Origin of the sequence: Niastella soli, assembly GCF_017742245.1 — a bacterium.
Classification (GTDB): Bacteria; Bacteroidota; Bacteroidia; order Chitinophagales; family Chitinophagaceae; genus Niastella; species Niastella soli.
Map to the genome: position 1 here is coordinate 515784 of NZ_JAGHKO010000005.1, position 15345 is coordinate 531128.

Genomic DNA, 15345 nt, shown 5'->3' on the forward strand with positions numbered 1-15345 from the left:
TTATTTACAGATAGATTTCACCACGCATTGTTAATATTGAAGAACCGCCCACCAAAATATCACTATCCCTTACCATTGTTTCAATTAGTGAAGGTTGATTTAATTTTACACCTTGCAATATTTTGTATTGTTTATTAAGCTGTATATAATTATTATTTGCAAGAAACCCTACAAGCGGCCCGGCAGCAGTACCTGTAGCGGCGTCTTCGTTAATTCCAATTAGTGGATTGAAAAATCTGGATTCTACAAAGTGGTCCTGATCTTGCCCTGGAAAGGTAAAACAATAAAATCCTTCAAACTGATATTGTTTTGAAATTTCAATAAGTTGTTTATTGTCAGGCATGCAACTATTCAGTAATCGCGGATTTTTGATCGGAACCATTGTGTGGGCAATCTCCGTTTGAATTACTGTAGGGACAAGGTTGTCAATTTTTAAATCATCAATTGTTAAACCCAGCGCCTTTGCTATTCTTTCGGAAGGTATGGTTTGTAAAACAATAGCCGATTTTTGTTGCATTTGTGCAACAGCCGTTTGATTTACTTTATCGAAAGTGGCTTGCAAGGATATTGGAGTATCTTTCATCATCACAAAACGATTGGCTTCATCCTGCTCTTCGAATATATTTACTCCCTTTATCAGTGCGGCGCAAACGGCTCCTAATAAATTGTGCCCTGCTCCATCTACCTCAACACCTGTTGGTGTAAAAGAACGAACATCAAGGGCCTTGTTTTCCAGGGAATAATAAACAAAAGAAGTCTCGGAATAACCAAATTCTTTTGAGATATTTTGATATTCGTTTAATTCTAAGTTGCCATTGGTAAAGACTACAGCTAATGGATTCCCTTTGTAGCTTTTATCTGAGAATACATCCAGAACAAAATATTCTAATGAAATTCTTGCTTTCATTTAAATGTCTTTAAGATTTAAAGTTGAGATGTGGCTCGATGACTGGTAACGGCATTCGGTATATACAAATATAATTGTTAGCCCCTTTAATGGAAATTATTTTGATGCGGCATCCCAGGGGAAAGGTAGCCGGGAGGTACAAAAGGGGCGCAATAGGGTAACAGATAGCCAATCCCCAAGCCTCAAACCATAGAATCTAATGCTTCTTCAACCGTAAATCTTTTTCTGAAAGAAAAAGCATAAGGTGTTTCGCCGTGCTTTCTTAAATAATTTAATCTTTCAACAGCTTCCTGAACGGTAGGTGCATGTTCGGCAGGTACATACCATAAAGCCATATACATCTCCGGCATTTTTTCAAACCATTCTTTGCGTCGTTTCACGAATTCGGTGTGCTGCGACTGGTAAACAAACTGAAATAAGGCGTCGATATTTTCCCATACCGACATGTTTACGATAATGAAGTCATCATCGTACACTTTTATGGAAGTGGCGTTATTATTATCATCTTTCAATCGCCATGCAAAACCCGTGCTTTTTTCAGCTAACGAGTTTATGGGATCGAGGTTGGCAACAAATTCAGCCATAACGGAACTATCGATAGGTCCAAGGATTTTTCCTATATTTAATTGGGCTAAGTGGTATTTCATTGTTAGGTGTTAACTTTAATTATTCGAAATTAAAGCACGTTATCACATGAAACAAGTAGTAACGAAAAGGTTACCGGTTAAAAAATCAACAAGTAGCATTCCTCTCCCTCAATGTTCGGTAATTGCCACGCTTAAATTGTTTGCCACCAAATGGAAGCCCTGTATCATCTGTTACCTTTCGAAAAAGCCCCTTCGGTACAACGAATTATACAGGATCATTCCAAATGTCAGTCGTAAAATGTTGTCAGAGCATTTGAAAGAAATGGAGGCCGATGCAATAATTGTGCGCCGGGTTTATGATAAAAAACTTCAACGGGTAGAATACAGCTTATCCCCCAAAGGAATTTCTTTACTGCCCCTTTTAGAGCAATTGCAATACTGGGGTTTGAGTAATATAAAAAATGTGTTATCTATTGAGGAAATGCTGGCTGTAACCATGATTGATTAGCGAATGGTCATATTATTTATATTTTACTTCAGTATCGGACATTTATAAACGCATACAAACCGGCGGTCATCCCAAAAGGGCAATAAAAAAGACCATAAGATTTATCATCAGATGATTTTTGAGCATGTTGTATGTTGTTTATATTTGTATACCTGCATCGGTATCCAATCTTATCAAGAATCACTACACCTTCCAATAAAGCCTGCTATAAAAACCGCTATGCCTTTGCATTCAACTTCTTTCATTATATGAAAAAACATTATATCATAAGCTTTTTCCTGGCTTTGCTCATAACGTCGCAAGTCCACAGCCAGAATACTTTGGCCGTCGAATGGGAATATTCCTTTGGTGGCTCAGGAAGCGACTTAGGCAAAAAGCTGCTATGTACAACACAAGGCGATTATGTTTTATTAGGCGATGGAGTTGCCACCCACGACGGCGACCTGCCTCCTGCTATTGGTGGCGCTGACATAATATTGACAAAATTCTCTAAATGGGGACAGAAAAAATGGGTAAAGACCTTTGGGAGTGATGATGGATTATGGTGGGACAAAAATAGTACAATGGCAGGCGATTTTTGTCAAACGATCGACGGCGGATTTATCATTATCGGCAACGAATGGTCAGCCATGCATGGCGATTCCACCGTTATAATTAAAACCGATAGCATAGGTAATCAACAGTGGAGAAAAACATATAAGGATCTATATCAGCCCTGGGCCATTCGTCAAAAAAAGAACGGCACCTATGTATTGGGATTGCTATCGGGGGGTGATATAGTGATAGCGGGACTGGATATTATAGGAAACCTGAGCTGGAAAGATACCCTCACAGGTTCAAAAATTGAATATGGGAATGATCTTGAACTGACGCAGGATGGAGGATTTGTGCTAACCGGTTCAACCATGTCACATGATGGTGATTTTTCCACCAGCAATGGTTCTGACTATTACGACGCTTTTATAGCAAAATACACAAAAGACAACCAGCTGCAATGGGTAAAGTGTATGGGTGGTGCTTACCATGATATTTTACGTACTGTACAGGAAGATATTGATGGATCTTTCTGGGCCGGTGGAGAAATGCAATCTGATGATGCCTGGCTTGTTAAAACAGATAAGGATGGCAACCTGTTGTGGCAGAAAACCTGGGCAGGAAACTGGACTAATATAATCAGAGGACTGACCTTGACAGCCGATGGTAATCTGGCGGTATGTGGAAGCGTGCTTTCTACCGATGGCGATTTTACCGCCAATATAAACGGGCATAGGTCATGGGTGGCCAAAATAAACAAAGCAACCGGGCAAATCATGCGTCAGGGATGGTTTGGCGGACGAAGCTATGAGGACGCTCCGGTTGATATATTGGAAGACCCCGAAGGCAGCCTGGCAATTATCAGTTCAACCTGGCCAAATAATCCTTATGTGTCATCATACAAAGGTGGCGATAACGATATGTGGATCGTTAAGTTGCGCAATGCGGTGAACACCATAAAGGCAACAGTATACCTTGACAATAACCAGAATGGCCAAAAAGATACAGGGGAACCGCCGTTCGGAGATGCTTACATAAAATTGAAAAGGAATGCCACTGATAGTGCTTTATTGTCGTATAATGACGGTTCTTTTACCGCAAATGTAGATACTGGCCGGTATGAAATAAGTCTTACGCCATTCAGGCCTTATTATAATATAACACCTGCCACTAAACAGGTTTATTTTTCAGATTATAATAAAACGGATTCTGTCTCCTTTGGTGTAGTGCCTGTTCCCGGCATTGTTGACGTTACTGTAAGCTCTTGGTCGACTGACCCGGCCAGACTGGGACGTAACGCTAATATTAATGTAAAATATACCAATAATGGAACCGCGGCTTCTAATACTGTATTGAAATTTGTAAAAGACCATCGCACAGATTTTATCGCTTCTCCGCTGATATTTACTCAAGACGGTGATACGCTAACGGCAAATATCACCAACCTGAAACCGCAGGAATCCAGGGAAATAACCATTACACTGGCAATAAAAACACCTCCTGCTGTTAATTTGAATGATACATTGTTGCACGAAGTAAGTATCGGTGAGGCAGGCACCGACTCTACGCCGGCTGATAATCGACAATCGGTAATACAGGTAATAGTTGGTTCTTACGATCCTAATGATAAGCGTGAAATTACCTTACCAGGGAAAATGAACGCCAGGCAGCTAAAAGACAGGGAATATCTTGTTTATCAGATCCGCTTTCAGAATGTGGGAAACGATACTGCTTTTAATATTGTTGTAAGGGATACTATTGAGGAAAAACTCGATATCAATACATTTGAAATGATTAAGGCAGATCATGCCTATACTATGCAAATAACACAGGGCAGGTATGTGGAGTGGCGTTTTGATAACATTCTGCTTGCCGATAGCAATATAAATGAGCCGCGTAGTCATGCGTATCTTATCTATCGTATTAAACCCAAAGCCTCACTGCAGATGGGGGATGTTGTTAAGAACACAGCTTCTATCTATTTCGATTACAACCCGCCTGTAAACACGAATGAAGAAAGAACACTCGTAGTCCCAAATGTGCCGGCAACGCCTTCGATAAATGGTATCGGGGTTGCTTTTTGTGCCGGCCAGGGCGTACAGAAGGGAAAGATTGCCAACCTTCCTGCAGATGGGCCCGGTGTCACCACTACCATAGTCAGGCTTGACAACAGTAATCTTACGGTGGCTGCTGATAGCACTTTCTCCTTTAACGTTGATCTATTGCAACATGGCTCGCACACCATCGAAGTGACTTTCACCAACATTACAGGATCACAGACTGTGGCATACCAGTTTTCCGTAACTGCCGCGCAAACTCCCCAGGTGACCATCACAGCGAGTAGCACATATATTACCAATCTGACAACACCTGTTACCTTAACAGCAGCCTCAACAGGTAGTGGAGCGAATCCCTTGTATTCTTTTGCCAGGGACAAAGCCTTTACTAACGTGTTACAGCCGGAGGGACCGAATGCTTTCCTGATCATTCAACCATCTGCACTGGCCCTTGGAGACAATAAGATATACGTACGGGTGAAAACCAGCGCATCCTGTTATACAATACAGACTAATTTCGATAGTATTCTGTTGAAGCGGGATGCTTCCACCGGGATTGTGGATGTAAACGATCAGGGTCGCGTCATCACAGTGCTTCCTAATCCCTTCAGCAGCACGGTAACACTCGTAGGGCTAAACAACAGTAAAGCATACAGCATTGTACTCCATAATAGTCATGGACAAGCGGTGTATACCCGTGAAGTAAAAAATATACAGTTGTTTGAGATACAGACCACCCACATTGCTCCGGGGGTTTACTGGCTTACCCTTTATAATGCTAATAAGAAACCAGTTGGAACAGAAAAGGTAATCAAGTTAAGGTAAATTCAAATCGGGGGCGCATGGAAGCATTCAACGACTTTGAAGGCGGATGTTTGGCAGACATCAAAACCGATTTTTTCTACAAGCAAATTGCCGAGCCGTTTATTTCCGACATTTCAGCAGAAGCAGCAACCGGTGTTTTATTTTATGCCCGATGAAAATAAATTTGTACATTCTGGGTGATATTTACTCTAAAACTGCCACTTATTAGTAAAGCGTTAGTTTATGATGCAAGAGCTGATAATAGAAGACAGGGCCGCAGACAGGAAGGTGCTTTTTATGCACCTGTACCAGCAGGCGTTTCCGCTGGTGGCCAAATATGTGCGCGATAAAGGTGGTTCATTCGAAGAAGCCAAAGACATTTTTCAGGATGCGCTGGTGATCTATTATGAAAAACTGGTCACATCTAAAGTTGAACTAACCTATAGCGAACGTTCCTATCTTCTTGGTATTGCCAAACACCTGTGGGCAAAGAAAAATAAAGAACACTACAACCATATAACGCTGGATGATTCGCTGACCGGTATAGCCATGGAAGAACCCGGCACTACAGCGTCTGATAAACTGCTCAACCTGTTACACCACTCAGGCCAGCGTTGTATGGAATTGCTGCGGGCTTTTTATTACGATAAATTACCGATGACTAAAATCTCAAAGCTGTTTGGTTTCAGCAGCGAACGCTCGGCCACCGTTCAAAAATACAAGTGCCTTGAAAAAGTGAGAGATCTTGTAAAAGAAAAATCGTTGAGCTATGAGGACTTCCTTGCATAACATACAACAGATAGAGGATTATCTTTTAAAATATGCCGGCGAGGCCGACCAGTGCTTGTTTGAAGCGCGGTTGCTGTTACAACCCGCCTTGCACGAACAACTCTTGTGGCAGCAAAAAACCTACGCCATCATTCGCCAGTACAGTCGCCGCCAGTTAAAAGCCGAAATAGAATCAGTACACCAGCACCTGTTCAATGAAATAGAGCATATAACCTTTCGCCGGAAAATAATGGCACTTTTCGGGCAATAGGCAGTAGGGCATAAATGCTGAAGATCTATAGTCTTTGGAATTGTATTCCTATAGCCTACTGCCCCCACTGCCTGAAACCGGCCTTTTTTTGTAGGCTTTTCAGCCTGACGTTCTGTGTTCCCAAGCTTCATTAATTACTAAAACAAACTTGATACTATGACCAGTATTCAACAGGATTTTCGTGCCTATGCGGTATACCATCATCGTATTGGCAGCCAGCATGTGGATGGCTTTATTGCCCGGGTAGAAAACCGCTTTATGCCCATGGCCATGACGCCTTATATTACAGAAGAACGGCAATTGAACGTGGCGCAGATGGATGTGTTCTCGCGCCTGATGATGGACCGCATTATTTTTTTAGGCGATGCCGTTGACGATAAAATTGCCAATATCATTCAGGCGCAACTGTTATTCCTGCAATCAGCCGATGCCAAACGCGACATCCAGTTATACATTAATTCCCCCGGCGGGTCCGTGTATGCAGGCCTGGGCATTTATGATACCATGCAATACATTACGCCCGAAGTGGCCACCATTTGCACGGGCACGGCCTTATCTATGAGCGCTGTATTGTTATGCGCCGGCGCCGCCGGTAAACGCGCCGCCCTGAGCCATGCCCGCGTAATGATCCATCAACCTTCGGGTGGCATTCAGGGCGTTGCCGCCGATATAGAGATCACTATGCAGGAGATCAAAAAATTGCAACACGAATTGTATTCGATTATTGCCAAACACAGCGGGCAGGATTATCAAAAAGTGCACGAAGCATCTGACCGCGATCACTGGATGAAGGCGCACGAAGCCAAAACATTTGGCATGATCGATGAAGTGTTAGGCGAGGGGGCTCAAAGCAAAAGCTGATATTCAAATTTCTTTGCCTCTTCACCGACATCTTTTAAATGTCTTTTATTTTTGACCGGTAGTCGTTACCGGTCATTTTTTTTCCTGTTTTTTCCTGTCAGAATTTTTTAACACACTTATCGGTGAAATATGCGCGTCTATTGCTAAAACTACGCGTTCATTAAATGGGGCTTGTTTTCTTGTTTGTCAGGCAACTCTTTGTTAGATTCGTTTAGTCATCTTTAACCATTACCATTAGCTAACTTGCCTTCACATGAAAAAAAACAATTTGTAGCACCTGCTATTAGCAGGGCTTCACATTTATCCTCTCCCTCTCATTTCAATAGTCAATAAAAATACAGTGTGTTCCCGAATAAATACTTACCGGGGAAAATAAGTTAATGCATAATGGTGTGCCACACAGGCTACAACTGTTCAGCAATAGCTTGCTAACGGTGCGTAAAGGCATGTGCATGCCTGTAGGTAATATCCAATAAAAGCGTTTTATCCAGCGGAAAATATCATACTGGGATTGTTGTTAGCGTAAAAACATCCAATAATATAAGGATCATTGGTGTAGTTCAGTCCCAGACGAGTGGTCATAGGCCAGGCTCTATAAAATTTCAAGAATTAAAGCCAGACGGAACAATTTTCAGCAAAAAAGACGCGCGAGATATTGGGTCAACAATTGATTGAAGTTATCTCCTTTGTTACCATTTGAATCAAACCAGTTGCAACCTGTACCCAGCTGGCAATCGGAGAAGATGATAATGCGGTCTACTATTGTTTTAGTAGCGATCATACGGATGTTATCGCAGGCCGTCAGCAATGCTTGGTAAATATGCCTGTGGAGACCTGCCATTTTATACAGGCAAATCACAAAAGCGTCCGGCGTATCGGGGTCATGACCACTAACGGTACCTATAAGACGGGATTATATAAGAATTTATTGTTGGATTTGGGCTATGATGTCGTGATCCCGGATCTTATTTTTCAAAACGAGGTTATCCACAGAATGATCTATGATCCGGTATTCGGAATCAAATTAAGACCCGATTCTATTTCATTAGAGTAAAAATGTTATTGGAAAAAGCGTTAGATTTATTTATCGGCTGTACCGATTTATCGCTTATACTTCCCGGAATGATGGTTAACGATATGCTCATCATCGACTCCACTGATGTGCTGGCGGCATTGATCAGGGAGGCGACTAAACGGGAACAACTTCCGCATGCCCAATCGTTGAAGAACATTAAGTCATAAATATGTTTAAAAACTATCTGATCATTGCATTCCGGAATCTTAGAAAGAATAAAGTGTCCGCTATCATCAATATCGGTGGTCTTGCTATGGGGATGGCCGTAGCCATGCTGATCGGCTTATGGATATATGATGAATTGTCCTTTAATAAATACCATGAGCATCACTCTCAGATCGCACAGGTCATGCGGCACCAGGATCAGCAGGGGGATAAAATAACAAGCTTTTATCATCCGATGCCGCTTAGCGAAGCACTTCAAACCACCTACAAGGATGTTTTTAGATATGTTGTCATTTCCAAACAAACGGAAGAGCACATCATTTCATCCGGGGAGAATAAATTTGTACAGGCGGGGAATTATATGGGACCCGATGCGCCGGAGATGCTCAGCCTCAGAATGCTATACGGCAGTCATGGTGGACTGAAAGACCCTAATTCCATCCTGCTATCCCAATCTTTAGCAAAAAAACTATTTGGTAACAGCGATCCAACGGGCAGGATCGTGAAGATCGATGACCGGCTTACTGTAAAAGTTACGGGCGTTTATGAAGATTTGCCGGCCAATTCAGAATTCAGGTATGTAACCTATATCGCTCCTTTTGAACTGTGGGTGTCGGGTTTAAGAAACAAGGGAATGGATGCACGAAGCGATTGGAGGAATTACTTTGTATTGATCTATGCCGAGCTGGCCCCTGGCGCCGATGTTAACCGGGTGTCAAAGATGATCAAAAATACCTATCTGTCTCATGTTGATCAGAAGACTGCAGATACAAAGCCGGAACTGTTTCTTCATCCGATGGATAAGTGGCATCTGCACTCAAAATTTGAGAATGGCATTGCGTCTACCAGTGATCAGATGATGTTTCTCTGGTTCTTTAGTTTTATCGGAGTTTTTGTACTGCTGCTGGCTTGTATCAATTTTATGAACCTGAGTACGGCCCGTTCCGAAAAACGCGCCCGGGAGGTAGGTGTTCGCAAAGCAATTGGTTCTTTGCGCGGTCAGCTGCTCGCACAGTTCTTTTGCGAATCATTGCTGGTGGCCGCTTTTTCTTTTGTATTAGCCATTGTACTCGTCCTGCTGGCGCTGCCCTGGTTCAATAAGGTGGCGGGTAAGGATATCTCCATATTATGGGCAAACCCCGTGTTCTGGTTATTAGGTCTTGTTTTTACCATCACTACCGGTCTGATTGCCGGCAGCTATCCTGCATTTTACCTGTCTTCCTTTAATCCTATTCTTGTACTAAAGGGCAGTTTTCAGGCTGGTCGTTTCGCATCGGTTCCACGAAAAATACTGGTGGTACTTCAATTCACGGTGTCCATTATGCTAACTGCCAGCACGATCATCGTGTACAGGCAGATCCAGTTTACCAAGGACAGGCCGGTGGGTTATACCCGCGATGGGCTTTTAATGTTCCACCTGATGGCGCCAGGTGCTTCGGGGAAGTATAAACTGCTAAGTAATGAATTAATGAATACCGGCGTGGTGTCTGGAACGGCAGGAGCGGGAGGCGCCGTCACCGAAGTATGGTCTATGAACAGGAACTTTGACTGGAAAGGGAAGGACCCTAGCACCGATCCCAGCTTTGTTACCCTATCCGTTACACAGGATTATGGCAGTACGATCGGCTGGCAATTAATTTCCGGTACAGGTTTTTCAAAAGAATATGCCAGCGACTCATCCGGTTTTGTGATCAATGAAGCGGCAGCAAAACTGATGGGGCTGAAAGACCCGGTAGGAGAATTTGTGAGATGGGAGCCTGGCTGGCGCAAAGTCGGAAACTTTAAAATATTAGGCGTCATAAAGGATATGGTGATGGAATCTCCTTTTGAACCGGCGCAGCCGACGATCTTCACCCTTGATTCGGTTACGAGATGGATGTTCGTCAGGATCAATCCTGCAGTGAGTACCAGCAAAGCGCTGGAAAGGATTGAGCCCGTTTTTACTTCTTTATTTCCGGCAGCACCCTTTGATTACAAATTTGCCGATCTGGAATATGCAAAAAAATTCGCATCGGAAGAGCGTGTAGGCAAACTGGCCACCTTGTTTTCCATACTGGCCATTTTTATATCCTGTTTGGGTTTGTTTGGACTTGCCTCTTTTGTGGCGGAACAAAGGACGAAAGAGATTGGCGTAAGAAAGGTATTGGGCGCTTCCGTGTTTGGTGTATGGCGTCTGATCTCAAAAGAGTTTTTCATGCTTGTCCTCATCGCTTTTTTGATTGCTACGCCAACGGCATATTTTCTGATGCACAACTGGCTGCAATCCTACCAATACCGGTCGGGCATTCCCGCGTGGGTGTTTTTCATTGTAGGGCTGGGTGCATTGTTGATTGCATTGCTCACCATAAGTTACCAAACGATCAAAGCTGCATTATTGAGTCCTGCAAAGAGCCTGAAGGCTGAATAGAAGATCTTATCACATATGAAAATATTTCCGGTCAACCGGGTCGTAACGCTCCTTATTATCTGCCTTGGCTTTGCCCTGTGAACTGGTAGATGATCTCCATCTTCAGCGGGACGCCGCACGAACTCATATTCATCGGGCCTGGGAAGCAGTGCAGGAAATACTGCCCGCCTGAGCTACGAGAGTATATATGTGATCGACTATAAGGACATGTCTTTCGAGTACGTTTCAGAAAATCCGCTTTTCCTATGCGGGTATAGTGCGGTCGAGGTCTTGCAACTGGGCTATGAATTTTACTTCCGGCAGGTCTCTCACAATATTTGAAATAACAAAATTTGCTGAACAACAAGGTCCTGACCCACCTTGTGCAGTTGCTTTTACGTCGGCGGAACTCTGGTTGTGCCTGCCGGGTTCTCACAAATTAATAATAAAGGTGTGGATACACTACAAGTGTACCACACCTTTATACCATTTAAAAAAATAGATCAGTTTAGTAAGTCATCTATTGGAATGGCCTCCAGGTAATGGCTTATGGCATTCGCATCCGGCAATACCCGGTATTCTTCAATGCTCTTGTCGGTTTTGTTGCAATAAGCTTCAATGTAATAATAGTCGAGCTGAAACAGGAAAACAATAGTGTCCGGGTAGGATCTCTGAGCTAATGCCACTGCATTGTTCATGACAGCGTATTTTTTTTCCTCCTCATTTAACAGAATAAATTCAGAAAGCTTCATGACGTTAATTTTAAAAGTTAACTAATAAAGGCTTGCTAAAACTTTAAACGAAACTGAAGAACAGGAACAAAAACGTAATACGATAAATTACTACTACTGATAAAAGAGAACAAAAACTGCGATACAATACATAATCACTAAAAATCACCATGCGTCAGAAAAAAGGAGGCTAATTTTGACGCTAAAAAACAGAGACTTTGCGAATATAGGAGTTCTAAGGCAAAAAAAGATGGATTTTATGAAAACACCTGTTACTGCTTTATAAACGAACCTCCAGGCCAATTATTGTTTTCTATCCGATAGTAATACGGCAGTCGGGATGCGCTATGCTACTGAGCTACCAAAACTAAAGCCTCTCGCCACTGATTGTTACCCTCTTCTGAAGAACGAAAGATGTGGTCCATTTGTAATACCTCATTAAAATGTGTGAATGATGTAATTCAATTGTTTAATCACGTAACAGTTACGAGCAAAAATTGGCTGATCTTTATGTCGGCAAGTCTTTATTTGAAAGAATGCTATTTTTAATGAGATAAAAATAATTTTATGAGAAGCTTATTATACATCGTAGCCGTCATACTGGTTGTTGGATGGTTAATTGGTTTTATTGGATATCATGCCAGTGGGGCCATTCATCTGCTGCTTGTTCTTGCAATTATTGCTATTGTGATAAATGTTATGCAGGGTAAAAAAACCGTATAGAATCATTTCAGCTCCAGGATTTTGGCTGAATTTTTGTGCGAGTATCCTTCCCGAAAGCTTCTATTGCACAAAACCATGACGAAATGCCATTCTGAATTAGTTCATCCAGGCCAGGATCAGTCAAATACCCCATATTTCTTTTTGTAAATACTAACGATTATATCTGATTTATCAATAGAAGGAAAAATGTTCTCATAGATCTTAAGGTTTTAGGGACAGTTTAACCTGTGTTGCTATGCATATACTGATTACCGGAGCGAATGGTTATATAGGGCAACGTCTGGCCCCCGTGCTGGTGGAACAAGGGCATCGTATTACCTGCTGCGTGCGGAGCAGGCGACGTTTTGCCACTGTTCATTTGCCGGCCGACGTCCAGATTATTGAGGCTGACTTTTCGTCGAGCAGCACACAGCTTCAATTCCCCGAAGACATTGATGTGGCATTTTTCCTGATCCATTCTATGCGGGAAGGGCCTTCTTTTGAAGATGCGGAGCAACAGGCTGCCACGGTTTTTCTCCGGCTTGCAGAAAGCACCCGTTGTCAACAAATCATATATCTGAGCGGCATTGTAAATGCTCCGCATCTTTCCAGGCATTTGTCATCCAGGTTGGCGGTAGAAAAAGTACTTCGCGCAGGCAGGATACCCGTAACAGTTTTACGTGCCGGGATCGTTGTAGGATCCGGCAGTTCTTCTTTCGAGATCATGCGCGATCTAGTGGAGAAGCTACCAGTGATGTTAGCGCCAAAATGGGTGAACACGAAATGCCAGCCGATAGGTATACGCAATGTGATCGCTTTTCTGACCGGCATACTGCTACTGAAGGAAACATTTAATAAAGATTACGATATTGGTGGCCCTTCCGTTCTTACCTATAAACAAATGCTGCTGCAGTTTGCGGCGGTCCGCGGCTTGAAACGGCATATTATTACAGTACCAGTGATGACACCGCGCTTGTCGAGCTACTGGCTTTATTTTGTAACCTCCACCTCTTACCAGTTGGCAGTGAACCTTGTTGATAGTATGAAAGTAGATGTAATATGCCGACCCAATAACCTTGCGCAGCATTTGGGTATCACTTTGCTTTCCTACAAGGAAGCCGTGGCGCTTGCTTTTCAGAAGATTGAACAGCAGGAAGTGATCAGTAGTTGGAAGGATGCTTTCAGCGCTTCAAATACCAATCTGCAAATCATTAGCAATATCGAGGTGCCGCTATTCGGATGCTTTAAAGATGTAAAGCGCCGCAGCATTAAGGGCGATGATCAGCCGGTGCTTCAAAAAATATGGAGTATTGGAGGCAATACCGGCTGGTATTATGGCAATGCTCTTTGGAAGATACGTGGTCTCCTTGATAAAGCATTTGGCGGAGTGGGCCTCCGGAGAGGTCGTACCAGCCAGGTTAACATTTCAAGTGGAGATGCACTTGATTTCTGGCGTGTACTTATAGCCGATAAAACAAACAAACGCCTGTTGCTTTTTGCCGAAATGAAATTGCCTGGTGAAGCCTGGCTGGAATTCCAGATTGTTCAGGAAGACAATCAATATTTCCTGACGCAGACTGCCACTTTCCGGCCCAAAGGTGTCTGGGGCAGGTTGTACTGGTTCACCATGCTCCCTTTCCATTACTTTATCTTCAACGGCATGATCAATGCATTATTGAAGCCAGATGACCGAATACCACCCAGATAAAGATTTGATGAAAAGCATAAAAGTTTTCAATGTGGCTAATCATCTTTCGGTTTTCCATTTGTATTTTTTAAAATTCCACGTAAACGGTCGAAAAATTTATTCTTTTGTTCCTTCAAAAAATTAGATGAATAATTTTTAAGCAAATATGGCAATATCAATTTAGAAAGCCAACCAGCTCTTGCCAAAATGATTTTCTTAAAAATAATATCAGCAATAAGATCAGAACTAAGAGACAGTATTAAACTGGTTTTGTCTCTTGCAGTAAATTTATTTAAATGACCTGCTATTTCATAAATCGGTTTAAGTTCAAGTTTTAGTTTTATGGTATCTGCCTTTACTACCTCTTTTTTATTTTGTAAAAGTACCTCCAGTTGATGCTTTTCTTCTAATAACTCTTTGTATTTTTTAAACTGCCTATTCATAAACCTTTTTAGTAAGGAGGTTTCTCAGAAATGGAAGAATTAAATTCTTTCTCATTATAATAATGAAAATCATTATCATAATATAAAAGCCAGCTACTAAAAAAAAGCCAACAATCCGATTATTAACCAGATTCCCAAGCCACCAGCCAAGACCAAGTGATATGAATCCGAAACTGAAAAATCCAAAAATTATCAGGATAACGGCATTTACAGCTCCTGAAGCGATGTTGATTCCTTTTTGAGCAACAGTTACCGAAATAAGGTGATAGTATGTGTTCAGATAATCTGTTACACTTTCCAACAGATCCTTTGTTTCTTCTTTAATTTCCTGAACTTTAGTTTTAGGGTCTTCTTCCATGTGTTATGTTTAAAGAAGTATATGCAATATAATTAACGGTGGACAGCGTTCGAAAATGAATCAGCTGTTCTCCCTTCTTTTGCTTTTTTTGCCTTAACTATAAGATTTTTTAGTTTTTCCGCCAGGTCGGAAGTGGTTTCTGCAACTTTTTTTCTTGTTTCATTTCCCTTAGCTGGAGCAACCAGCAAACCGATGCAAATTCCAGCAGCACAAGCGCCGAGGATAATATAAATTGCCTTCATAATAAATTTGTTTAACTAAACTGTTGAAAGAATTGTACCAATAAAAACTAAGGAGAAATATCTATAACAACCGATTTTGCAATTTTTTTAGGTGGAAATTGTTCTACAAGCTAGCAATGCCATTTTAGGTAGGGTTGAAAAATAGAGGTGCTTACAGACGATATATATATTGCTAATTATGGCCAATTCCAGGGATGAAAGTTGACCCATACCTCTTTTAGCAAGTATCCTTCTTCTTCTTCTTCTGATTCTTCTCCTG

The 15345-nt window shown here is 42.0% G+C and carries 15 protein-coding genes; 9 read left to right on the forward strand and 6 right to left on the reverse strand.

Going from position 1 to position 15345, the window contains the following annotated elements; genetic code table 11:
- Nucleotides 1-4: 4 nt before the first annotated feature.
- A complete protein-coding gene (locus tag J7I42_RS22505) occupies nt 5-907 on the reverse strand; it encodes a PhzF family phenazine biosynthesis protein (RefSeq protein WP_209141131.1) in 903 nt (300 codons plus the stop codon).
- 182 nt (nt 908-1089) lie between these two features.
- Nucleotides 1090-1554, reverse strand: coding sequence for a DUF3291 domain-containing protein (locus J7I42_RS22510; protein ID WP_209141132.1), 465 nt, complete (start codon nt 1552-1554; stop codon nt 1090-1092).
- Nucleotides 1555-1600: 46 nt separating this feature from the next.
- Between J7I42_RS22510 and J7I42_RS22515 the strand changes: the two genes are divergently transcribed.
- From J7I42_RS22515 to J7I42_RS22550, 7 genes are all read left to right on the forward strand, one after another.
- Nucleotides 1601-2002, forward strand: coding sequence for a winged helix-turn-helix transcriptional regulator (locus J7I42_RS22515; RefSeq protein WP_209141133.1), 402 nt, complete (start codon nt 1601-1603; stop codon nt 2000-2002).
- Between the two features lie 248 nt (nt 2003-2250).
- A complete protein-coding gene (locus J7I42_RS22520; RefSeq protein WP_209141134.1) occupies nt 2251-5418 on the forward strand; it encodes a T9SS type A sorting domain-containing protein in 3168 nt (1055 codons plus the stop codon).
- 17 nt (nt 5419-5435) lie between these two features.
- Entirely contained in the window at nt 5436-5573 is a 138-nt protein-coding gene (locus J7I42_RS22525) for a hypothetical protein (protein WP_209141135.1), read from the forward strand.
- Nucleotides 5574-5640: 67 nt separating this feature from the next.
- Complete coding sequence (locus tag J7I42_RS22530) at nt 5641-6186, forward strand: RNA polymerase sigma factor (protein WP_209141136.1); 546 nt, start codon at nt 5641-5643, stop codon at nt 6184-6186.
- Nucleotides 6167-6436 (forward strand): hypothetical protein, encoded by a 270-nt coding sequence (locus J7I42_RS22535; RefSeq protein ID WP_209141137.1) that lies wholly within the window; start codon nt 6167-6169, stop codon nt 6434-6436. Before J7I42_RS22530 ends, J7I42_RS22535 begins: the two co-directional genes overlap by 20 nt.
- A 156-nt stretch (nt 6437-6592) precedes the next feature.
- On the forward strand, nt 6593-7297 hold the full coding sequence (locus tag J7I42_RS22540; protein ID WP_378572186.1) for an ATP-dependent Clp protease proteolytic subunit: 705 nt from the start codon (nt 6593-6595) through the stop codon (nt 7295-7297).
- 1244 nt (nt 7298-8541) lie between these two features.
- Entirely contained in the window at nt 8542-10944 is a 2403-nt protein-coding gene (locus J7I42_RS22550) for an ABC transporter permease (protein ID WP_209141139.1), read from the forward strand.
- A 482-nt stretch (nt 10945-11426) separates the two neighbouring features.
- Here J7I42_RS22550 and J7I42_RS22555 read toward each other — a convergent pair whose 3' ends face one another.
- Entirely contained in the window at nt 11427-11675 is a 249-nt protein-coding gene (locus tag J7I42_RS22555) for a hypothetical protein (protein ID WP_209141140.1), read from the reverse strand.
- Nucleotides 11676-12221: 546 nt separating this feature from the next.
- Here J7I42_RS22555 and J7I42_RS22560 point away from each other — a divergent pair.
- Both J7I42_RS22560 and J7I42_RS22565 read left to right on the forward strand, forming a co-directional pair.
- Nucleotides 12222-12377, forward strand: a complete 156-nt coding sequence (locus tag J7I42_RS22560) for a lmo0937 family membrane protein (protein ID WP_209141141.1) — start codon at nt 12222-12224, stop codon at nt 12375-12377.
- Between the two features lie 235 nt (nt 12378-12612).
- Complete coding sequence (locus J7I42_RS22565; protein ID WP_209141142.1) at nt 12613-14064, forward strand: SDR family oxidoreductase; 1452 nt, start codon at nt 12613-12615, stop codon at nt 14062-14064.
- Nucleotides 14065-14099: 35 nt separating this feature from the next.
- Here the strand turns inward: J7I42_RS22565 and J7I42_RS22570 are convergent, their stop codons facing one another.
- Genes J7I42_RS22570 through J7I42_RS22580 form a run of 3 tightly spaced genes read right to left on the reverse strand, consistent with a single transcriptional unit; the run spans nt 14100 to nt 15086 of the window.
- Entirely contained in the window at nt 14100-14486 is a 387-nt protein-coding gene (locus J7I42_RS22570) for a hypothetical protein (protein WP_209141143.1), read from the reverse strand.
- A complete protein-coding gene (locus tag J7I42_RS22575; protein ID WP_209141144.1) occupies nt 14479-14844 on the reverse strand; it encodes a phage holin family protein in 366 nt (121 codons plus the stop codon). The genes J7I42_RS22570 and J7I42_RS22575 overlap by 8 nt, the downstream gene beginning before the upstream one ends.
- A 32-nt stretch (nt 14845-14876) precedes the next feature.
- The gene (locus J7I42_RS22580) at nt 14877-15086 is read right to left on the reverse strand and encodes a YtxH domain-containing protein (RefSeq protein WP_209141145.1); all 210 of its coding nucleotides are present in this window, start codon (nt 15084-15086) and stop codon (nt 14877-14879) included.
- Nucleotides 15087-15345 lie beyond the last annotated feature (259 nt).

Excerpts from the sequence above, each read along its gene's own strand:
- J7I42_RS22505 (WP_209141131.1), bottom strand. The coding sequence starts at position 907 with ATGAAAGCAAGAATTTCATTAGAATATTTTGTTCTGGATGTATTCTCA.
- J7I42_RS22510 (WP_209141132.1), bottom strand. The coding sequence starts at position 1,554 with ATGAAATACCACTTAGCCCAATTAAATATAGGAAAAATCCTTGGACCT.
- J7I42_RS22515 (WP_209141133.1), top strand. The coding sequence starts at position 1,601 with ATGAAACAAGTAGTAACGAAAAGGTTACCGGTTAAAAAATCAACAAGT.
- J7I42_RS22520 (WP_209141134.1), top strand. The coding sequence starts at position 2,251 with ATGAAAAAACATTATATCATAAGCTTTTTCCTGGCTTTGCTCATAACG.
- J7I42_RS22525 (WP_209141135.1), top strand. The coding sequence starts at position 5,436 with ATGGAAGCATTCAACGACTTTGAAGGCGGATGTTTGGCAGACATCAAA.
- J7I42_RS22530 (WP_209141136.1), top strand. The coding sequence starts at position 5,641 with ATGATGCAAGAGCTGATAATAGAAGACAGGGCCGCAGACAGGAAGGTG.
- J7I42_RS22535 (WP_209141137.1), top strand. The coding sequence starts at position 6,167 with ATGAGGACTTCCTTGCATAACATACAACAGATAGAGGATTATCTTTTA.
- J7I42_RS22540 (WP_378572186.1), top strand. The coding sequence starts at position 6,593 with ATGACCAGTATTCAACAGGATTTTCGTGCCTATGCGGTATACCATCAT.
- J7I42_RS22550 (WP_209141139.1), top strand. The coding sequence starts at position 8,542 with ATGTTTAAAAACTATCTGATCATTGCATTCCGGAATCTTAGAAAGAAT.
- J7I42_RS22555 (WP_209141140.1), bottom strand. The coding sequence starts at position 11,675 with ATGAAGCTTTCTGAATTTATTCTGTTAAATGAGGAGGAAAAAAAATAC.
- J7I42_RS22560 (WP_209141141.1), top strand. The coding sequence starts at position 12,222 with ATGAGAAGCTTATTATACATCGTAGCCGTCATACTGGTTGTTGGATGG.
- J7I42_RS22565 (WP_209141142.1), top strand. The coding sequence starts at position 12,613 with ATGCATATACTGATTACCGGAGCGAATGGTTATATAGGGCAACGTCTG.
- J7I42_RS22570 (WP_209141143.1), bottom strand. The coding sequence starts at position 14,486 with ATGAATAGGCAGTTTAAAAAATACAAAGAGTTATTAGAAGAAAAGCAT.
- J7I42_RS22575 (WP_209141144.1), bottom strand. The coding sequence starts at position 14,844 with ATGGAAGAAGACCCTAAAACTAAAGTTCAGGAAATTAAAGAAGAAACA.
- J7I42_RS22580 (WP_209141145.1), bottom strand. The coding sequence starts at position 15,086 with ATGAAGGCAATTTATATTATCCTCGGCGCTTGTGCTGCTGGAATTTGC.